Origin of the sequence: Vibrio sp. J2-3(2022), assembly GCF_021725735.1 — a bacterium.
Taxonomy (GTDB): domain Bacteria; phylum Pseudomonadota; class Gammaproteobacteria; order Enterobacterales; family Vibrionaceae; genus Vibrio; species Vibrio diabolicus.
This window is the reverse complement of record NZ_JAKKCK010000004.1, coordinates 372,555-394,161: the sequence shown is the minus strand read 5'-3', so window position 1 is coordinate 394,161 and position 21,607 is coordinate 372,555. Positions and strand designations below refer to the sequence as shown.

Genomic DNA, 21,607 nt, shown 5'->3' with positions numbered 1-21,607 from the left:
TAATTAGAGCATAAGCCGCAATGGCGTAATTTCAATTTTCTGCCAATTATGGTGTCGATTCTATTTATGAGACCCACAACCTCATTGGTTTGTAGGTATATACTTACTAATCGATAATTTTATTACTGCGCAATTAGATCATCCTAAGCCGCAATCTTTTGGCCTAAGTTGGAACTCTTCAATCGATCCAATTTCTTGCCCTAAGTGGATGCGCGGAGCGTCCGAATGCGATTGCCCTTGAGAGTGCATGACCAATCGGTTTGCCGTGCGAGGTTTCAACTCATTAACGACAAAGCGAATCATGTCTGCTCGGGTCAATTTCTTCAGTTCAGCAAGTACCTTGTCACGTTGGTTAAACTCGGTGTCTTTGTTTCCTATTGCAACCCAAAGACGCTGAGCACGACCTCGCAGTGTGGTGTCCGGCGTCGCTATTTGATTCCACAAGCCGCGCTTACTGCTATGCCACTGGTAATCGTTCAGTTCTAACAGCACCATATAAAAGGCATTTAAGAACTCATCGATTGAGGTAACCAGCTCGGCAGGCGCAGCATTGGGTGATTGCACATAAAGCACAATACCCGGATGACGATTAAGTGGCATATTGCCAGTGCCCACCATGTAACCTAATTGCTGTTTTGTGCGGATCTCGTGGAAAAAAGTTGCCGACATGAGATGGTTCGCCAATGAGTATAGAGCAATGCTACGAGGCTCAATATCCTCACACTGGTGATAAATAACGACCGCCGAATCTTGCTGGTTACAATGTACTTCACGTTGAAAACTGCCGTTTTTTCCCAGCATGATGAGTGGGCGGAGTGCCTCTTCATAACGCTGCTCTTTTACTCTTAGGGCATCCTTTAAGGTCGTCGCCATGTCATGCGCTTGTTGACGCTGCCAATCTCCGTAAACAAACATTTCAACGTGCAGCTCTGCAAGAATTGATTCAACGAATACCGAGAGTTCATCTACTTCGATTTCTTCTAGCGCTTCGACTAAGGTTGCGAAAGGCGGGTTATTGGGTTGAAGTAGCCCTGTAAGTGCGTTAAACAGCTGTGAAATAGGACGATCTTGTGAAGCATTTCTCCAGTTACGTAACAGTTGCTGCTTGATGGTTTCAAAGCGTGCAGGGCTGAAATCTCGAGAAGCAAAACGGTGCAGGATCATTTCCAACAATTGAGGCAGTTTTTGGCTGAACCCTGAGAGGGTTAAGGTAACCCCGCCTTGGTGAGCGTACATGTTGTAACCCATCCCTGCGATTTCCGCTTGATAGGTTTCTTTTGCTAGCGAGTCGAGGAACATCTCGACACATAGGCGAGTTTTGACAATGTTCTTCGGTGATGCAACAGCGTGAGAGCTGTCGATAGCGACATATACAACGCCTTTTGGCACGCGAAATTCATCATCTTGTAAATGCCAAAGTCGGAAGCCTTCGAGATCTTCAATTAACTCTGGTAGTGAACCACCATTTTCGAACGGCATGGGATCGAGATCGTAGCAAATATAAGGGTTCTTTTCTGGTAAGACGAACTGCCAGCTTGGATCGATTTGTTGATAGAAGCGGCGTTGCTCATCACTAAAAGGCGTGACGGAATATGGAGTAAAGTACCATTCGGCAGTACGGTTGTATTCCAGTCCTTTTGCAATCAGGGTTACGCGGACATTATCGATGGTTAAGTATTGCAGCAACGAACGCTGCAGTTGTTCATCATAGCCCGCCATTTTGTAGTCGCCATAAATGGTATCGTCTGGCTGATAATGCTGCATATTGATAACAAGATGGCTAACCAAATCCATTGGTCGAGATGGTTCCTGGAAACGAAACGCCGACTCAAGCACCGCTTGTTTTTCGAGATAGCGCCATTCATCTAGCCCGTCTTGTTTGATCATCGAGAGGTATTGAAAAACCGCTTGGATGATGTTGTCAACGTGGTTGAGACCCAGCGGGGTGAGTGTGCAGCTAACCGTAAAATCTCGATAGTTGCTACCACTAGCGCCGCCTCCTGCAGAAAGTGACGTAATCCAGCCTTCATTTTTTAGCTGGAGCATTAAGCTGCCTTCGCCTTCATAGCCGAGTAAATGCGCGAAGTAAGAGAGTGGTTTAACGCCGTAGTGCTTATCCATTCCCGGCATTGGGAAGGTGAGAATGAGTTTTCGAAATTCTTTGATTGGTTCAACTTGAACTAAAATTCCGGTACTTTCTTTGGTGCTAATGGGGACATCAATCGATTTTCCACGAAGGTGGTGGTTTGGGATATTGGCAAACATGGCTTCTACCCACGCTTGCTGAGCATCGAGCGACTGCGGCCCAAAGAGCGTCAACGTCATGAGATCGGCAGAGTATTGAGAGTGGTGAAACTCGACAATTTCGTCGCGGATGGATTTACCCTCTCGGTCACCTAATGTATCTAGGTTGCCGACTGAGAACTTAGAGAAAGGGTGATCTGGATTGATGACTTCTTTGTTGACTTGATACAGGCGGCGAGAATCGTCATTAAGTTTGAGTTTGTATTCGGAGTCGACAGCCTGGCGTTCTTTGTCTAAAGCTTCTTCGTTAAACAATGGTGCGGTAAAAAATTGGCTAAATCGATCTAAGGCATTTTCAAAGGCATTCGGAGTAACATCAAAAAAGAAACAAGTGTGCTCAGTACCCGTCCAAGCGTTATTTGTTCCTCCATGCTGGCTAATATAACTTTGAAACTCGCCCACTTTAGGGTATTTTTCCGTACCCAAAAAAAGCATATGTTCTAAATAGTGTGCCAGACCTTGGCGATCGTTTGGGTCGTCGAAGTGTCCAACGTTCACTGCTAGAGCAGCTGCTGACTGTTGAGCTGTCTCGGAATGAATCAGCAGTACACGCAGATCATTGCTCAAGGTAATGTAGCGGTATTGATTTGAATCGTTAGGACTTAGATGCACGATGCGTCTCCAGATTTCGCATTACAGTAATTATGAACCCCTAGCTAGGGGGCGCAAAGTTTGCGTTTCGACAAATACTGCTTGCCGTATTTTTGTTATTCGTAGACTTCTGCACAGGCCCATCGCGTTTGCGTATGGGGAAGAACTGTTTGAATGAATGCTCTGAACTCATAGCACAGTTAAATACTGTGATGAACTGAGTACATTCTTTTTAATAGATTGTTAAGAAAGTCGCTATCTTTAGCAAGCGAATTGGTATAATGAACAGATAATTATATCAGTATTTTTGTTTCGTCATTATTAAAGTTAGCCCCGTCTATCTAATAAAGATAGCAGTCAACCTTTTGGTAGCGTTAGCTATCCCTAGGAAATAACATGAAAATATTCATCATGCGTCACGGCGAAGCCGAGCATTTTGCAGATTCAGACGCAGCACGACAATTGACCCCAAGAGGCAGAGTCGAATCAGAAGCGGTTGCGAGAGCCTGTAAAGAACAAGGTTTTGCGCAATTCGATAAAGTGTTGGTGAGTCCGTACATTAGAGCTCAACAAACTTGGCAAGAGATCAGCGAGTATTTTGCTGCAAAAAGCATCGAAACTTGTGAAGATATTACACCTTACGGCCAATCTGAGCATGTATTTGATTTTGCAAGTGCATTGATTGAAGTGGAAAAACTAGACTCGCTTCTGCTTGTCTCTCACTTGCCTTTGGTTGGTTATCTCACTTCAGAGTTTGTAAAAGACATGGCACCACCGATGTTTCCTACATCAGGTCTAGTGTGTATTGAATACGATCTACAAACGCAAAACGGTGAAGTGCTGTGGCATATTACGCCATAAGCGTCGAAACCAAATAAGCATTTAAACATTAGATATAGAATGAAGAAAGGCAGGAAATTTCCTGCCTTTTTGTTTAATTGCTTCTACAGTGAGCTAGTTACTTTTCTGGAATCGAGAGCAAAACTAACAACGCACCATCACCGCCGAATTCTAGTGGCGCTTGGTGGAAAGCCATTACGTCTGGGTGTTGTGCTAACCAAAGTGGCGCTTTCTGTTTCAGGATGTGTTTACCAATGCCATGTTGCACACACGCACAGTGAATCTCGTTTTTGACGCAGTAGGCGATCATCGCACCAAGTTCGCGTTTAGCTTCTTGTTGTGTCATGCCGTGCATATCGAGGAATACGTCCGGTACATACACGCCGCGACGTAGACGTTTAACTTCATAAGTGGAGACGTCGTCACGTGCATAACGAGTTGGGCCATCTTCATTTAAGAGAGGGACAAACTCGTCGGAGAAGTAAAACTCAGAATCACGCGCTTCACGGTTGGAGCGCTTGATTTCTTTTTGCTTAGTATTTTTTTTTGGTTGCTGGATTATGGTATCCTGTCGCAACTTTTTTACGCCCTGTACTGCTTCCTGAAACAAGGCGAAATCGTCATCGTGTTCGGTGTCTTTTTTGCTCATTAGGTAAACAATTTCATTAATAAACTTTTATTGGCAGTATTGTAGCGCTTTTCGGAGGCAATTTTGGATAAGATTTTTGTAGAAGAAGCGGTATCGGAGCTGCATACCCTTCAAGATATGATTCGTTGGACGGTAAGCCGCTTTAACGCAGCGAACCTGTTTTACGGTCATGGTACTGATAATGCGTGGGATGAAGCGGTTCAGCTTATCCTGCCAACCTTATACTTGCCGATTGATGTGCCTCCGCACGTATTAAACTCTCGCCTAACGACCAGCGAGCGTCTGCGTATTGTTGAGCGTGTAGTAAAACGTATCAATGAACGTACACCAACTGCATATCTAACCAACAAAGCGTGGTTCTGCGGTCTTGAATTCTTCGTTGATGAGCGCGTACTCGTGCCACGCTCTCCAATTGGTGAGTTGATTCAAGCAGAATTCCAACCTTGGTTGGTGGAAGAGCCTACGCGCATCATGGACCTATGTACGGGTTCTGGTTGTATCGCGATTGCTTGTGCGCACGCTTTCCCTGAAGCTGAAGTGGATGCGATCGACATCTCTACAGATGCTCTACAAGTGGCTGAGCAAAACGTACAAGATCATGGCATGGAGCAGCAAGTGTTCCCAATTCGCTCTGACTTGTTCCGCGACTTACCAAAAGAGAAGTACAACTTGATCGTGTCTAACCCACCATATGTGGATGAAGAAGACATGAACAGCCTGCCAGACGAGTTCACACACGAACCTGAGCTTGGTTTAGCAGCGGGTACGGATGGCCTAAAACTTGTGCGTCGTATTCTTGCAAATGCACCAGACTACCTAACAGATAACGGTATTCTTATCTGTGAAGTTGGCAACTCAATGATTCACATGATGGAACAGTACCCAGAGATTCCTTTCACTTGGATTGAGTTCGAGAACGGCGGTCACGGCGTATTCATGCTAACGCGTGACCAGCTGGTTGAGTGTGCAGAAGAGTTTAAACTGTACAAAGACTAATAGGGTCTTGCACTAAATGTCAAAACACCGAGCTTTATGCTCGGTGTTTTTTTATGCATACCTCGCCGATATTAACTCTTTACATCAAAACGTAATAAAGCCACTATGAATCCACGAAGAATTGGAAAGCAGTTGCGCTCTGGTTTGAGAGGGCGTAGCGATAAAAACTTGAGGAAGTAATGGCAGGAAACAGTATCGGACAACATTTCCGAGTGACGACATTCGGGGAAAGTCACGGTATCGCACTGGGATGTATCGTAGACGGATGTCCTCCGGGGTTAGAAATTACAGAAGCAGATCTGCAAATCGATCTCGACCGCCGTCGTCCAGGCACATCACGTTACACCACACAACGTCGTGAACCGGATGAAGTTAAAATTCTTTCTGGTGTTTTTGAAGGCAAAACCACAGGCACATCGATCGGTTTGCTAATTGAAAACACCGATCAGCGCTCAAAAGATTACTCGGACATCAAAGATAAATTCCGTCCGGGTCATGCTGATTATACTTACCACCAAAAGTATGGCATCCGTGACTATCGAGGTGGCGGCCGCTCGTCTGCTCGTGAAACCGCAATGCGTGTGGCGGCGGGTGCAATCGCGAAGAAATACTTGAAAGATGAGTTTGGTGTTGAGATTCGCGCGTACTTGTCACAAATGGGTGATGTTTCTATCGACAAGGTAGATTGGAACGAAATCGAAAACAACGCGTTCTTTTGCCCAGATGTGGACAAAGTAGAAGCGTTTGACCAACTTATCCGTGACCTGAAAAAAGAAGGCGACTCAATTGGCGCGAAAATTCAGGTTGTGGCAACTAACGTGCCTGTTGGTCTTGGTGAACCTGTATTTGATCGTCTTGATGCCGACATTGCACACGCGCTAATGAGCATTAATGCGGTGAAAGGCGTTGAGATTGGTGATGGCTTTGATGTGGTAAACCAAAAAGGCAGTCAACACCGTGATACGCTTGCTCCTGAAGGTTTTGGCAGTAATCACGCGGGCGGTATTCTTGGCGGTATCTCAACTGGTCAAGACATTGTGGCTAACATTGCGCTTAAGCCAACATCAAGCATCACAGTTCCGGGTGAGACCATCACAAAAGAAGGTGAGCCAACTCAGTTGATCACCAAAGGCCGTCATGATCCTTGTGTGGGTATTCGTGCCGTACCAATAGCTGAAGCGATGCTAGCGATTGTGGTGATGGATCATTTGCTGCGTCATCGTGGTCAAAACCATGGCGTAACAACTGAAACACCGAAGATTTAAGCTTAAAAATAAGCTTGATAAAGAGACAAAAGGCTGCTCAATGGGCAGCCTTTTTAATGTGTTTTCATTACGCGTTTAGATAAGTTAATGGAGTGAGCCTTCCGTTTCCAAATTGAAAGAAGGGAGACGCCACTTAAAACGTACCGCAGCCATACGCAGCATATAACCGGTGATCAGCGTAATGATAGTGGCTGTTACATCGGGAATATTAAATTCTAATAGCGCTAAGTACATTCCTGATGCGATAAGAGCGACAGAAGCGTAAAGTTCTTCATGCAGTACCAACGGTGTTTGGCGACAGATTAAGTCGCGGAGTAGACCACCGAATACACCCGTTACTAGCGCTGAAACCATACAGATTCCAGGGTGTAAGCCCATGCCCATCGCAATCTTAGTTCCGATGATACTGAATACGATTAGACCTAACGCATCAAGGCGGATGAATAGACCTTTTAGCTTAATCACCCATTTCGCTAAGCCTGTGGTAAGTACACCCGCAACACACGTGATTGCTAGGAACTCTGGGTTTTTTACCCAACCAAGAGGGTAGTGTCCCAGTAAAATGTCACGTACGGTGCCACCACCAATGGCCGTTGCACTGGCCACCAACATAACACCAAACCAGTCCATTTTTCTTCTACCAGCACTCAACGCACCTGTCATGGCTTCAGCCGTGATACCAATGATATACAACACACTTAGCAACATAGGGAGACACTCAACGTAAAAAGTCACTACGTTCTACGTGAATCATCGTAGGCGCAGCAACAACACTTACAAAAGGTTTTATCATTCTTAAAAAGTGATTAAAACCAGCAACATGCCTGTAATCAAACCGCTTAAAAAACAGCAGTTTGAGCAGCATCAAAATAAGGCGAGAGTGTAGTAGCAAATGAGTACGCTGACGAATGAGAAATTATATGGAGAAAGCGATGTTCAGATAAATTCAACTAATAACCAAAACTGTGGGAGCACCTTTACCTTATAGATAAAAACAGCGACAATACGCATCGCATGTCAAACTGAAGTACAAACTCGACGATGACCCACGAATACCAAGACCTTATCACCATTTTCAATGACACCTTTTTAGACCAATTTAATACGAAATTGGAGTTAGGTGGTGATGAGCCTATTTATCTTCCTGCTGATGATGAGCATCCTCATCATCGGATTATTTTTGCTCGGGGTTTTTATGCCTCCGCATTACACGAAATCTCGCATTGGTGTGTGGCAGGGCCAGAGCGTCGTTTGCTGGAAGATTTTGGCTATTGGTATGAACCTGATGGGCGCACGGCAGAAGTTCAAGCGGAGTTTGAGAAAGTTGAAGTGCGTCCGCAAGCTTATGAATGGATTCTGGCACAAAGTGCTGGCTTCCCTTTTACGGTGAGTTGTGACAATCTACACGGCGATTTTGAACCAGATAGGCTCGGCTTTATGCAGAAAGTGCATAAAGAAGTGTTGGGTATTTTGGAAGCTGGCTTGCCTTTGCGAGTGAAAATGCTTTCGGATGCTCTGCGTGCGTTTTACCAAACCAAGCCGCTGGAAGCGTCAGACTTTTGCGTTAAATAACCTCAAATAACCTCAGAGATACACCATGATTATTGAATTTGAAGAAAAACTACTGGAACTGATTGATGCTCGAATTGAAACAGCATCTGACGATGAATTGTTTGCTGGTGGTTATCTACGTGGTCACATCTCTTTGTCTGCGGCATCTTGTGAAGAAGAAGGCATTAGCGATATTACTGAGCTGAAGTCACGCATTGAGAGCAGTTTGGAAGACGCTCGTACCGAGTTAAGCCCAGCTGATCGCGCGATCGTCAGTGACTTGTGGCAAGAACTGCAGGCTCAGGCTTAATCTCCGAACGTCGTTCTCCATTTATTAGTCCAAATCATTTACTACTTCGAAAAATTCGAACCTCTCCATAAAATTTTTGTGGTTGTAGCGAAACTGTTCAACTTTTATTCTGGTTAGCATAAAACGTGAACAAAGGATTACAACCATGAAAATTGTCGCATTTGGTGCTTCTACCAGCTCTACCTCAATCAACAAATTACTTGCTACATACGCAGCAAACCAAGTCGAAGACGCTCAAGTGAACGTTTTAGACTTAAACAATTATCAAGTACCGATGTTTAGCGAAGACAAAGAGAAAGAAATTGGTCAAGCTGAAGGTGCAGTCGCATTTTTACGTGATTTGGCTGAGGCTGACGCTATTGTTGTTTCCTTCGCAGAGCATAACGGCTCATACCCAGCAGCGTATAAAAACCTGTTTGATTGGGCGACGCGCATTGAGCGCAACGTATTTCAAAACAAGCCGGTCGTTTACTTAGCAACTTCTCCTGGCCCGGGTGGCGCACAGAGCGTTCTTGCGGCGGCAACAGGTTCCGCGCAATTTTTCGGAGCAGATGTGAAAGCATCGCTATCTGTGCCGAGCTTCTACGAGAACTTTGATGTGGAGTCTGGTGAGGCGGTAAATCCGGAAGTAGCAGAGCAAGTGAAACAGGCAATTGCACAGCTGAAGTAATTTCAACACGAGTGACTTAATGAGTTAGCGATTCCCGACACATACCTGCGTCGGGAATGTAAACGAGAGAATACTCTTACAGCTCAGTAATGGCTTTGCCTTTTCTTAGTTTACGAACCCACATTCGACTTGGATGAAGTTCGGTCAATACATCAACAGGTAATGGCAGCGGGTCTCCACAGATTTGCGAGGCCAACACTTCAGCTAACAATGGTGCAGAGCTCAGCCCACGAGATCCTAAACCTAAGAAGCAGAATAGGTTAGTGAACTGATGAACGGTTTCTACCTCTTCTGCTTTTTGATTTTGTAAGTTGGCGTATTGCGTTTTGATCGTCTCAAAGTCACCCACATTTCCGACAAATGGTAAGTGATCTCGGCTCACGCAGCGAATACCTTGGCGAGATCGATTGCCACTGATATCTACTTCTTTTGGCCATTCTTGGTTCGGTACGCACTTAACTAATTTTTCTGCGTTATCCTTCTGAGCGTTTTCATCAAATTCGTAGTCTAGGTGACAGCGATCGTAGCTTGCGCCTATGCACAGGTGCTGATTGTTTGGGTTAACAGGCGTCATGTAGCCGTCGTAACACAATACCGTTTTCAATTGACTCAGCGTTTCGGTTGCCGGAGCATGACTGACTTGCCCTTTCACCTGTCCCATCGGCAGGGAAGCGGTTTGGCTCAATGTTTGGAACTCATGGCCATTCGCAACCACAACGGTTGAGTGCTCAAATGTTTGACCATTGACCGTTAGTGTCCAAAGCTGATGCTCTTCATCCCAATTTAATGCTTCAACGTGATGTTCAAACTTCGTTGAGAGTAACGATGTCTGTTCTAATTGTTTGATTAACCCACGCGTTAGCTCGGCAGGGCACAACCACCCTCCCATAGGATAGTGCACAGACGACATATCGATAGGTAATCCGATAGTATTCGCAGTTTCCTCGGCGGACAGTTTTTGAATCAATTCAGAAGGAAAATTACCCGCAAGCATCTTTTCCAGCTTATCAGCAGATTTTTCATCCCACATTAGCTGAGTTACACCACACCAATCGTGATCGAATGTAACCGACTTCGCAGCTTGTTCAATAAATTGTCTTGCAAACAAAAATGCAGGCGCAAACACACGCGAAACACCAGTATGAGGGCCGTTCAACAAGGGATACACGGCCCCTTGACGATTACCCGACGCTCCTTCGGCTGGTTGAGTGTCTTTACAGTAAAGCGTGACGTTTTGGCCACGACGAACCAACGTTTTCGCTAACGCCGCGCTGGCTATACCACCACCAATGATAGCAATCGAATCAAGATTGCTAGATGCTGTGCGATTGAACCAAGGGAGATGGTTCGACTGCTTTTCACGTTGTTCCATCGAACCTGCGATCATTTCTCGCTTGGTGCCAAAGCCTTTGACTTTTTTCATTGCAAAGCCTGCTTCGTTCAATCCTCGACGCACAAAGCCCGCTGCGGTAAAAGTGGCAACTGTACAGTCTTGCTTGGCTAACTTAGCCATGTTGTTGAACAGATTTTGGTTCCACATTTCTGGGTTTTTACTTGGCGCGAATCCATCTAAAAACCAAGCGTCAATCAAACCTTGTTCGTTGTATGGGACTTGCGGCATGCAGTCTTTGATGTCGCCAAACCAAAGGTCGAGTGTAATTGCGCCATCTTCAAGCACAATGCGGTGACACTCAGGTACGGCGACAGGGTAGTGCTTTTGTAACTTTTCCGCGTACTCAGCTAGCTCAGGCCAAGCTTCATGCGCCTTCTTTAAATCTGCTTGGCTTAGCGGGTATTTTTCAAAGCTAATAAAATGCAGCTCTTTCAATGCTGCGTCTGGATGCTGACGACGAAACTCACTAAACCACTGGCATACTGCTAAGAAGTTTAATCCCGTGCCAAATCCTGTTTCACCAATGACAAAACGTCTTTGGTCAAATTCCTGCCATCTTTCTGGGAGATGATTTTGTTTTAAGAAAACGTAGCGTGTCTCTTCAAGACCGTTTACGTTAGAGAAGTAAACATCATCAAATTGGTCTGAAACCGGAGTACCAGCTTCGTTCCAACCAAGTTCTGCGTTTTTTATTGAAGTCATAATGGTGCAAATTTGTGATTTGGCGCGGTAAGAATGGGGCGATTGTACGAATTTATGGGAAAGCTGACCACTTTTGTTGACTATCTTAGTTATCATCTAGCGGATTTTTGAATTATAGGAATGTCATAATGAAACGAGTCGTAATCACCGGTATGGGTATTGTTTCAAGTATCGGTAACAACGTCGAAGAAGTTCTAGCGTCTCTTAAAGCGGGCAAATCTGGCATCACTGCATCTGAGCAGTTCAAAGAACACGGTCTTCGTTCGCAAGTATGGGGTGACCTAAAAATCAACCCGGCGGAACACATCGACCGTAAGCAGATGCGCTTTATGGGTGATGCGGCTGCTTATGCATACCTATCAATGGAGCAGGCAATCGCAGACGCTGGTCTTACAGAGGATCAGGTTTCAAACGATCGTACCGGTATCGTTGCGGGTTCTGGCGGTGCTTCTGCATATAACCAAACGGTAGCGACAGACACGATGCGCGCAAAAGGCGTAAAACGAGTTGGCCCTTACATGGTTCCTCGTACTATGTCTTCTACGGTTTCCGCTTGTCTTGCTACGCCATTTAAGATTCGTGGTGTGAACTACTCAATGAGCTCTGCATGTGCTACTTCTGCACACTGTATCGGTCACGCGATGGAGCTTATTCAACTTGGTAAACAAGACATTGTTTTTGCTGGTGGCGGTGAAGAGCTTGATTGGTCTCAAACCATGATGTTTGACGCCATGGGTGCGCTGTCAACGAAATACAACGATACTCCAGACAAAGCATCTCGTACGTATGATGCGGACCGTGATGGTTTCGTTATCTCTGGCGGTGGCGGCATGCTGGTTATCGAAGAGCTTGAGCACGCTCTAGCACGTGGCGCGAAAATCTACGGTGAGATCGTAGGTTACGGTGCGACTTCAGATGGCTACGACATGGTAGCACCATCAGGTGAAGGCGCGATCCGTTGTATGAAGATGGCGATGCAAGACGTTGACGGTGTGGATTACATCAACACGCACGGCACGTCGACACCAGTTGGTGACGTGAAAGAGCTTGGTGCGATCCAACAATTGTTTGGTGAGAACAGCCCTGCAATCTCTGCAACAAAAGCAATGACTGGTCACGCACTAGGCGCCGCTGGTGTGCACGAAGCGATTTACTCAACACTTATGCTAGACAAAAACTTCATTGCTCCAAGCATCAATATTGAAAACTTGGACGAAGCAGCTCAAGGTCTAGACATTGTGACAGAAGCACGTGATGCAGAGTTAACAACCGTAATGTCAAACAGCTTTGGCTTTGGCGGCACAAACGCAACTTTGGTTATTAAAAAGTACCAAGGTTAACTGAATTTGTTGGCGCGCCACGTGAGTGAGTACAGCGTCAACAATCCAGTTTCCAGAGCTTGATCAGTCACACTGATCGAACAGACGCAGACTCTATCCCATGGAGAGCGGGATAGGATCCTTTTGTTCTGGAACTTTGCCCGGCTATTTAGCCGGGCTTTTTCTTTTCTCAATTTCTGCTTTTTACATTGCTTCCCGTTAAACGATTTCTTTGGAACTAATCTCCTTGAGGTTTATTAGGGTTATTTCTTGAGATTTTTCGGGAAAAGGGCACAATCGTTTTAGTTTCGCATCTTGCGAATAAACGAACTCATACAAATGGATGTTAAAACGCTGGTGCTATGAAAATTATTGTTGATGAAAATATGCCGTACGCTGAAGAGCTATTCAGCCAACTCGGTGAAGTGATTCTAAAACCAGGTCGTACACTGACGGCTGATGATTTAGTGGATATCGATGCTCTAATGATTCGCTCGGTAACCAAAGTGAATGCCGATCTAATCAGCAAAGCAAACAAGCTAAAGTTTGTTGGTACCGCAACAGCAGGTATGGATCATGTCGACCAAGCGCTTTTAAAAGAGAAAGGTATATTCTTCACCGCTGCGCCGGGTTGTAACAAAGTGGGTGTGGCGGAGTATGCGTTCAGCGTGATGATGGTGCTCGCTCAGCAACAAGGCTTCTCGGTATTTGACAAGACGGTAGGTATTATTGGTGCAGGCCAAGTAGGTAGCTACCTAGAGAAATGTTTGAAAGGCATGGGGATTAAAGTTCTCATCAATGACCCATTCAAACAAGAGGCTGGTGATCCTCGTAGCTTTACTCCGTTGACAGAACTGATTGAAAGCTCAGACATCATTACACTACATACGCCAATCACCAAAGATGGCCCATATCCAACTTATCATTTAATTGATGAAACGGTTTTAAACTCGCTTCGTGGTGATCAGATTTTGATTAACGCCGCGCGAGGTCCAATCGTTGATAACGAGGCATTGAAGCAACGTCTTTTGAAAAACGACGGTTTTACCGCAGCGCTTGACGTATTTGAATTTGAACCAGAGGTTGATATGGAGCTTCTGCCTCTGCTAGCATTCGCAACCCCTCACGTTGCAGGCTACGGCTTGGAAGGGAAAGCTCGCGGTACGACGATGATTTTCAACAGCTACTGTGAGTTCTTAAATAACGAATTACGTGCGCATGCCAGCGATTTACTGCCAACCGCGCCTGTTCCTACTATGGTATTGGACAGAGCTTGGGATGAAGCAACACTGCATAACATCACGCAGTTAATCTATGATGTGCGTAGAGATGACGCTCTTTTCCGTCGTGAGATCAGTAAGCCAGGTGCTTTTGACCTGATGCGTAAAAACTACTGGGATCGCCGTGAATACAGCGCTGTCACGCTAGTGGGTAACAAAACATGTAACCTTGCTCCATTAGCAGAACTAGGTTTTCAGATTGAGGTAAGTCAATGAGCCAGCAATATAATGTTGCCATTTTAGGTGCGACCGGTGCGGTCGGTGAAACAATTTTAGAAGTGCTTCAAGAACGTAAATTCCCAGTGGGTGACATTCACTTATTGGCAAGTGAGCGTAGCGAAGGCAAGACTTATCGCTTTAATGGCAAAACGGTTCGTGTACAGAACGTTGAAGAGTTTGATTGGTCTCAAGCTCATATTGCGTTGTTCTCTGCTGGTGGTGAACTATCTGAAAAATGGGCCCCAATCGCGGCAGATGAAGGTGTTATCGTTATCGACAACACTTCACACTTCCGTTACGAGTACGACATTCCTCTTGTTGTGCCAGAAGTAAACCCAGAAGCGATTGCAGAGTTTCGTAACCGTAACATCATCGCGAACCCAAACTGTTCGACCATTCAAATGCTGGTGGCACTAAAACCAATTCACGATGCAGTGGGTATTGAGCGTATTAACGTATCTACATACCAATCCGTATCTGGTGCGGGTAAAGCGGGCATTGACGAACTAGCAGGTCAAACGGCTAAGCTTCTAAACGGTCTGCCTGCGGATAAGAAGCAATTCTCTCAACAGATTGCGTTTAACTGTATTCCGCAAATCGATCAGATGATGGAAAATGGCTACACCAAAGAAGAAATGAAAATGGTGTGGGAAACACAGAAGATCTTTAACGATCCATCAATCACAGTAAACCCAACGTGTGTGCGTGTGCCGGTATTCTATGGTCATGCTGAAGCGCTTCACATTGAGACTCGCTCTCCAATCGATGCACAAGAAGTCGTTAACTTGCTTGAGCAAACTGACGGTATCGAAGTCTTCCACGGTGATGACTTCCCGACACAAGTGCGTGATGCGGGTGGTAAAGATCATGTTATGGTTGGTCGTATCCGCAACGATATCAGCCACCACAGTGGGGTAAACTTGTGGGTTGTGGCGGATAACGTGCGTAAAGGCGCAGCAACTAACGCGGTACAAATCGCTGAAGTCCTGATCCGCGATTACTACTAAGTCACTTACAGTTCATTTCAAAGCCTCGCACTGTGCGAGGCTTTTTTGTACGAACGGAACAAAATAGTGTGAGATTAGTACGAATATGGCGAGAGCCACACATTTTTTATTCTCAACGCTATAGTTTTGCATGTGATATCCGATATATTTAACCGATCACCATTTCAAATTGTATTTAGCACAAAACTGAGCCTTCTATGCGTCAAAATTATAAGCGTTTGTTAGCAGCCCTTGTGTTGATGAGCGCGACTCAGACATCATCAGTGGTTCAAGCCGAAGGAATTCGTCTTGTTGGACCGTCTGGTGAAGTGCAATCATCTCCGAGCTATGCTGAAGATATTGAGCGAGCATTACCTGCTCCTCCTGCAAATACTCAGCCGTCACGTTTCTTTGGTCCGACTGGTGAAAATCAAACACTATGGTCGATCGCTTCAGAATTAAGACCTTCACGCGGTGTTACCGTTCAACAAACGCTTCTTGCCATTTATCGAATTAACCCTCAAGCGTTTGAGAACCAAAACATTCATGAGTTGATCCCAGGGAGTCGACTACGAGTACCGTCTCTAGAGCAAGTGCAAAGCGCGACTACAGAACAAGCTGTTGCGATCATGAAGGCGCACGAGGCTAAGTTAAAACAGCCGAAGCCGACAAATAGAGCCACGCCAGCGCAACGCGTCGCCGAGCAACCAAAGCCACAAATAAAAGTAGAACCCAAGCCTGTTGCTCCTAAACCAGAAACCACTGTAGCTGCGGAACCAAAACCGGTTCAAAAAACAATACCAGTTATTCCTGCGCCACCTGTGAACACCTCTCCGCAGGGTGAAAAGCAGGTCAGTGCGTTAAAAGACAAACTTCAAGGCTCACAAAGTGAATTAGAGTCATTGGAAGAGAAGAACCATCGTCTTCGCTTAATGTTGTCAGAAGTGCAAAGCGAAGTTGAAACCTTGAAAAATGAGCTGAATGACGAAGAACGCATTCGCTCGGAAGTCGAGAAACTGCTTGCTGAAGAGCGCCAGCGCCTTGCTGAGCAACAACGCATGCAGCCAAGTACGATTGACAAGATTTTGTCTAATGGTTGGCTTGTCGGCTTAGCGGCGCTTATTCCAGGTGCATTGCTAGCACTGTTGGTTGTGATGTTGCTTGGTCGCCGTTCTAAAAACAAAGAGGAAGAGCCTGCTGCGCAATCGCCGCAGGAAACCGATCCATTAGCTGCGCCAATTGGTTTAGCGGCGACGGACGAGCTGGATGAAGAACTCACACTTGATGATGAGTTGTTCGCAGATGAAGATATAAATACTCAGGCTACACAAGAAGAGAAGCCAGATTTAGAAGAAGACGTCTTTGCCAACCTTGACGATGAAGAACTGGATTTCAACCTAGAAGGGGACGATGACCCATTTGCGGGTATCGGTGATGACGGCGACCTGGATGTTGGTCTGGATGAGTTTGAGTCATCGAACAATGGTATCCAAGTTAACGGCGAAGAAAAAGCGCTTGGTTTAGAAGAGATGGAGCGAGCCTTAGATGAGGTTGCTCCAGAACTAGAAGTGCTCGATGACGATGAGGCTGGCTTCGATCTTTCAGATGATACGAACGAGAAAGCAGACTCGCTTTCAGACGACGCGTTTGCGGAACTACTTGCAGCAGATGAGCCGTCAGAAGAGTTACCAAGTGACACTGTCGATCAGGATATGCTTGATGACTTGTTTGCGGAACTTGGCAATGACGACTTCGACCTAGATACCGATGAACCTGAACTAAAACAGCCCGTATCGGATGATGATTTCAGCGCAGGAGAGGCATCTGATGACGATATCGATAAGCTATTAGCTCAATACGAGCAGCCTGTTACTGAGTCGACAGAAGTTGAAGGTGACGCCAGCGAAGACGTCGTTCTAGATGAAAACAGTACGGACTTACTCGATGAACTGATCGGTTTTGACGAAGATGAAACAGACGACGAGTTCGACCCACTGAATGAGCTAGAAGCACTCTCTGGTTTTGAAGGCGATGACTCGATTGAAGAGTTAGATGCAGATAGCACAGATTTACTAGATGAACTCATTGATGACGTTACATCCGAACTGGATGAAGAGACAGGAACTGAGACTGAGTTAGACCCGTTTGATGATCTGATTCGAGAGGACGAAAGCCCTGCACAGAATAAATCGCAAGAGGAAGAGTTACTCGCTTCACTTGGTTTTGGCGAACCAGACGGCGACGAAAAACCATCTTCAATAGCCGAGTCAGAGCCCGCTCATGAAGAGCCGGAAATTGAGTCTGGTTTGGACATCGACGCTTTATTAAGTGACAGTCAACCAGATCCGCAACAAACAGCGCCAGAGCAACCATTAACCGAGCCAGAAACTGCTTCAGAGCCATTTAGCAGCGATGAGTTTCTGGGTGATTTAGAGGACCTCTCACCAGAGAACGATCCTTTAATGAGCGAGCTAGACGACTTGTTTGAGTCAGACAGTGAAGAGCTTCAGCCTACAGAGCAAGAAAAAGCGGACTTTTCTGCTGAACTGGATGCACTATTTGATACTGAAGATGATTTAACGCAACAACAAGTTGAAGAGCCGCAAGCTGAGATAGAGGAATCTTCGCCACAACAAGAAGAGGATGCCAATTCTAAGTCAACGCAAGATGCATCAGTAGAGCCTGATGCTAAAGTGCCGCCTCAAGTTGATACAGAAGAAGACGCCCCAGCGTTCACTCCGACACCAAATACAGTAGAAAATGAATTTGGTGTTCCACAAGAAGAAGATTGGCTACTGGATGAGCCTGAACTAGAAAGTGAAACTCAACCAGAACAAGAACAAAACTCGGGTAACAAAAGTGAGCCAGAAAGTTCAGAACTAGCATCAGAAACTGATTCGGCCACCAATGCAGAAGAAGAGTTCGATTTTGATGAACTCGATCTACCAGAGTTCAGTGAAGAAGACGCACTGGCGTCCATGGCGGACGAACCTACGTTTGATGAACCAGAGCCTGTCGAGCCTGAGCGCTCTGAAGCTGATTCGGCCACTGAAGCAGAAGATGAATTCAATTTTGATGAACTCGATCTACCAGAGTTTAGCGAAGAGGACGCATTGGCGTCTATGGCGGGCGAACCTGCGTTAGATGACCCAGAATCTATCGAGCCTGAGCGCTCTGAAGCTGAGTCGGCGACTGAAGCAGAAGAAGAGTTCGATTTCGATGAACTCGAACTGCCAGAGTTTAGTGAAGAGGATGCATTGGCGTCCATGGCAGGCGAACCTACGTTAGATGAACCAGAATCTATCGAGCCTGAGCGCTCTGAAGCTGAGTCGGCGACTGAAGCAGAAGAAGAGTTCGATTTCGACGAACTCGAACTGCCAGAGTTCAGCGAAGAGGACGCATTGGCGTCCATGGCAGGCGAACCTACGTTAGATGAACCAGAATCTATCGAGCCTGAGCGCTCTGAAGCTGAGTCGGCGACTGAAGCAGAAGAAGAGTTCGATTTCGATGAACTCGAACTGCCAGAATTCAGTGAAGAAGACGCCTTGGCATCTATGGAAGAAGAGCCAGAATTACCGAGCTCTGAGACTGCAGATATAGAACCAATCTCCGGTGAGGATGAAGAGCTAAGTTTTGACGACCAAGATCTTCCTGAGTTCAATGAGGAAGATGTTCTCGCATCAATGAATGAGAGTGCGCCAGAGACTCCTAATGTTGAAACTGAGACATCGAGACCAACTCTTCAAGCCGATAACGATCATGATGCTTTGTTTGAAGTCTTTGCGCAGCAAAACGGTTTTGATACTGAACCAGAAGTGCAGCCAACAGCGACAGAGGGTGAGCCGCTAAGTGACTTAGATGATGAATCTTCAATGGCTAACCTTCTTGCTGAAGACGCAAGTTCAGAGGTGTTTGAAGGTCAGTTAGACAGTGACACCATCGCAAGCGCAGGTATGGATTTTGAAACCATGCTTGATGTTGGAGATGATTGGGATGGCTTTAAACCAGCTGCCGATAGTGTAAGTTCTACGGAAGATGTGCCTGAGGACCAGCGTGATGTTTGGAATTCGAGTGACGCACTAAGTCAGCCAGAGATCGCGCAAGAAAACTGGGCAGAGCAAAGCGACTTGGATGACTTCGACCCAAAGAAAAATCAATTTATGACGATTGATGAATTGATGGCTCAGGTCGATAAAGAAGGTGGTGAGTTCGAAGAGGAAGATCTGAAGCTTGATGTCGGATTGAACGAGTTTCCAGATGTTATCGGTGAGATCGGCGATGTTGACGTAGATAGCAACGCTGAAGCTGCTGGAAAACTGGACCTTGCTAAAATCTATCTCGAGATGAACGATTCTCAAGGGGCGATAAAACTACTAGAAGAGGCGATTGTTTACGGTGAAGATGATATTCGCCGCGAAGCAAAGAGCCTGATTGATGCCATTAATGGCCGATAAATTGAAAAGGGTAGCGTTAGCTACCCTTTTTGTGTCCCGCTAGTATGATGCTACCTTTACGTCATCCTTGTTGAAACTGGCAACTTGAGGTGACTTGAGTATATACTTCCCGCCCCATTTTAGAGTTCGAAGGTTAAGATGAGAATCGCATTAGGTATCGAGTACAACGGTACAAACTACTTTGGTTGGCAGCGTCAAAGAGAAGTGAAAAGTGTCCAAGAAGAGCTAGAGAAAGCATTGTCCGTTGTCGCTAATCACCCAGTTGAAGTGCAGTGTGCTGGTCGGACAGACGCTGGCGTACATGGCACAGGACAAGTTGTGCACTTTGATACCAACGTTACTCGAAAAATGGTAGCTTGGACCATGGGCGCAAACGCGAACATGCCGAGTGATATAGCGGTTCGTTGGGCTAAGGAAGTCCCAGATGATTTCCATGCACGATTCTCAGCGACAGCGCGCCGTTATCGTTACATTATTTTCAATCATGCTTTACGACCTGGCATCTTAAACTCTGGTGTGAGCCACTATCATGGTGAGCTCGACGAGAAAAAAATGCATGAGGCAGGGCAGTATCTGCTTGGAGAAAATGATTTTACGTCGTTTCGTGCGGCGCATTGTCAGTCTCGTAGCCCATTTCGAAACTTGATGCATCTGAACGTTACGCGCCATGGGAACTATGTGGTTATTGATATTAAAGCCAATGCGTTCGTGCATCATATGGTTCGTAACATCACGGGTAGCTTGATAAAGGTTGGACGTGGTGAAGAGAGCCCTGAATGGATCAAATGGTTGCTAGAGGCTAAAGATCGCAAACTAGCGGGTGCGACAGCGAAAGCGGAAGGTCTGTACCTGGTAGATGTAGACTATCCAGAAGAATTTGGGTTACCTGAAGTGCCGATCGGTCCACTGTTTTTGCCAGATAATTTGAACTAATTTTACAAACTTATTTCAAAATATCGGTAGTGTTTACATTGAATGTGAGCGGAAAACATACGCTATTTATGATATCAAAAATAGGTACAACCAGTTTTTTATCTACAGTAGCTGCAAGATATGGTTTAATCCGTCGGTATTATGTCGAATTTATATCTTTCGCAATGAAGCGGAAGAGTTGAGAGAAAAGGTCTTCCATGAGTTGGCTTGAAAAGATTTTAGAGAAAAGCAACCTAGTAAGTTCACGCAAAGCTTCTATCCCAGAAGGTGTGTGGACTAAATGTACCTCTTGTGAACAGGTTTTATACCATGCTGAACTAGAGCGTAACCTAGAAGTTTGTCCAAAGTGTAACCATCACATGCGCATGAAAGCGCGTCGTCGTTTGGAAACGTTTTTAGATGAAGGCAATCGAGTTGAATTAGGTACCGAACTTGAGCCACAGGATAAACTGAAATTTAAAGATTCTAAGCGATACAAAGAGCGTATCTCTGCAGCACAAAAAAACAGCGGAGAGAAAGATGCGCTAGTTGTGATGCAAGGTGAACTGCTTGGTCTACCCCTTGTGGCGTGTGCGTTTGAATTCTCCTTTATGGGCGGTTCAATGGGTTCAGTTGTTGGTGCTCGCTTCGTAAAAGCGGTGGATGCAGCAATTGAAAACAATTGTGCACTTGTTTGTTTCTCAGCAAGTGGTGGCGCTCGTATGCAAGAGGCATTGATGTCTCTTATGCAAATGGCAAAAACCAGTGCTGCGCTTGAGCGTCTATCAGAAAAAGGCCTGCCGTTTATTTCGGTTCTAACTGACCCTACAATGGGTGGTGTATCAGCAAGTTTGGCTATGTTGGGTGATATCAACATCGGTGAACCTAAGGCGCTGATTGGCTTTGCTGGTCGTCGTGTTATCGAGCAAACAGTGCGTGAAGATCTTCCTGAAGGTTTCCAGCGTAGTGAGTTCCTGCTTGATCACGGTGCGATTGATATGATCGTTGACCGTCGTGAAATGCGTCAGCGTGTGGGTGGTCTAATCGCTAAGATGACTAACCACAAGTCTCCTTTGGTGGTTTCGGTTAACGAATCTCCAAATGAAGAACCATATTCTGTACCAGAAGCGGACGAAAAAGGGTAAAGTATCAACTAACATAAAAAC

16 protein-coding genes are annotated in these 21,607 nt (G+C 45.7%); 12 read left to right on the top strand and 4 right to left on the bottom strand.

Annotation, left to right across the window (positions count from 1 at the left end):
• Positions 1–138: 138 nt before the first annotated feature.
• Positions 139–2,916 carry an insulinase family protein gene (locus L3V27_RS16900; protein WP_170902883.1) on the bottom strand — a complete coding sequence of 926 codons (2,778 nt, stop codon included), beginning with the start codon at positions 2,914–2,916 and terminating at the stop codon, positions 139–141.
• Between the two features lie 375 nt (positions 2,917–3,291).
• On the opposite strand from L3V27_RS16900, the gene sixA reads away from it, so the two are divergent.
• The gene (gene sixA, locus L3V27_RS16895; RefSeq protein ID WP_005397904.1) at positions 3,292–3,756 is read left to right on the top strand and encodes a phosphohistidine phosphatase SixA; all 465 of its coding nucleotides are present in this window, start codon (positions 3,292–3,294) and stop codon (positions 3,754–3,756) included.
• A 97-nt stretch (positions 3,757–3,853) separates the two neighbouring features.
• Here sixA and smrB read toward each other — a convergent pair whose 3' ends face one another.
• Positions 3,854–4,384 carry an endonuclease SmrB gene (gene smrB, locus L3V27_RS16890; protein ID WP_170902884.1) on the bottom strand — a complete coding sequence of 177 codons (531 nt, stop codon included), beginning with the start codon at positions 4,382–4,384 and terminating at the stop codon, positions 3,854–3,856.
• Positions 4,385–4,447: 63 nt separating this feature from the next.
• Between smrB and prmB the strand changes: the two genes are divergently transcribed.
• Positions 4,448–5,380, top strand: a complete 933-nt coding sequence (gene prmB / locus L3V27_RS16885) for a 50S ribosomal protein L3 N(5)-glutamine methyltransferase (RefSeq protein ID WP_005380541.1) — start codon at positions 4,448–4,450, stop codon at positions 5,378–5,380.
• 179 nt (positions 5,381–5,559) lie between these two features.
• On the top strand, positions 5,560–6,645 hold the full coding sequence (gene aroC, locus L3V27_RS16880) for a chorismate synthase (protein WP_005397911.1): 1,086 nt from the start codon (positions 5,560–5,562) through the stop codon (positions 6,643–6,645).
• Positions 6,646–6,729: 84 nt separating this feature from the next.
• Here the strand turns inward: aroC and L3V27_RS16875 are convergent, their stop codons facing one another.
• Positions 6,730–7,353, bottom strand: a complete 624-nt coding sequence (locus L3V27_RS16875; RefSeq protein ID WP_005397913.1) for a trimeric intracellular cation channel family protein — start codon at positions 7,351–7,353, stop codon at positions 6,730–6,732.
• 333 nt (positions 7,354–7,686) lie between these two features.
• Between L3V27_RS16875 and L3V27_RS16870 the strand changes: the two genes are divergently transcribed.
• The 3 genes from L3V27_RS16870 to L3V27_RS16860 all read left to right on the top strand — a co-directional run bounded on the left by L3V27_RS16870 (position 7,687) and on the right by L3V27_RS16860 (position 9,176).
• Positions 7,687–8,217 (top strand): elongation factor P hydroxylase, encoded by a 531-nt coding sequence (locus L3V27_RS16870; protein WP_012841543.1) that lies wholly within the window; start codon positions 7,687–7,689, stop codon positions 8,215–8,217.
• A 25-nt stretch (positions 8,218–8,242) separates the two neighbouring features.
• Positions 8,243–8,506, top strand: a complete 264-nt coding sequence (locus L3V27_RS16865) for a YfcL family protein (protein ID WP_005397926.1) — start codon at positions 8,243–8,245, stop codon at positions 8,504–8,506.
• Positions 8,507–8,651: 145 nt separating this feature from the next.
• Positions 8,652–9,176 carry an NADPH-dependent FMN reductase gene (locus L3V27_RS16860; protein ID WP_053808780.1) on the top strand — a complete coding sequence of 175 codons (525 nt, stop codon included), beginning with the start codon at positions 8,652–8,654 and terminating at the stop codon, positions 9,174–9,176.
• Between the two features lie 76 nt (positions 9,177–9,252).
• On the opposite strand, the gene mnmC is transcribed toward L3V27_RS16860, so the two are convergent.
• Positions 9,253–11,271, bottom strand: coding sequence for a bifunctional tRNA (5-methylaminomethyl-2-thiouridine)(34)-methyltransferase MnmD/FAD-dependent 5-carboxymethylaminomethyl-2-thiouridine(34) oxidoreductase MnmC (gene mnmC, locus L3V27_RS16855; RefSeq protein ID WP_237312373.1), 2,019 nt, complete (start codon positions 11,269–11,271; stop codon positions 9,253–9,255).
• A gap of 128 nt (positions 11,272–11,399) precedes the next feature.
• Between mnmC and fabB the strand changes: the two genes are divergently transcribed.
• From fabB to accD, 6 genes are all read left to right on the top strand, one after another.
• Positions 11,400–12,611, top strand: coding sequence for a beta-ketoacyl-ACP synthase I (gene fabB / locus L3V27_RS16850; protein WP_006741726.1), 1,212 nt, complete (start codon positions 11,400–11,402; stop codon positions 12,609–12,611).
• Between the two features lie 341 nt (positions 12,612–12,952).
• Positions 12,953–14,086: a 4-phosphoerythronate dehydrogenase gene (locus L3V27_RS16845; protein ID WP_237312371.1), complete on the top strand. Its 1,134-nt coding sequence runs from the start codon at positions 12,953–12,955 to the stop codon at positions 14,084–14,086.
• Entirely contained in the window at positions 14,083–15,096 is a 1,014-nt protein-coding gene (locus L3V27_RS16840; RefSeq protein ID WP_005397941.1) for an aspartate-semialdehyde dehydrogenase, read from the top strand. The genes L3V27_RS16845 and L3V27_RS16840 overlap by 4 nt, the downstream gene beginning before the upstream one ends.
• Before the next feature lie 197 nt (positions 15,097–15,293).
• Positions 15,294–19,529 (top strand): FimV/HubP family polar landmark protein, encoded by a 4,236-nt coding sequence (locus L3V27_RS16835; protein ID WP_237312369.1) that lies wholly within the window; start codon positions 15,294–15,296, stop codon positions 19,527–19,529.
• Between the two features lie 138 nt (positions 19,530–19,667).
• Positions 19,668–20,462: a tRNA pseudouridine(38-40) synthase TruA gene (gene truA / locus L3V27_RS16830; RefSeq protein ID WP_047010110.1), complete on the top strand. Its 795-nt coding sequence runs from the start codon at positions 19,668–19,670 to the stop codon at positions 20,460–20,462.
• Between the two features lie 197 nt (positions 20,463–20,659).
• On the top strand, positions 20,660–21,586 hold the full coding sequence (gene accD, locus L3V27_RS16825) for an acetyl-CoA carboxylase, carboxyltransferase subunit beta (RefSeq protein ID WP_005397203.1): 927 nt from the start codon (positions 20,660–20,662) through the stop codon (positions 21,584–21,586).
• Positions 21,587–21,607 lie beyond the last annotated feature (21 nt).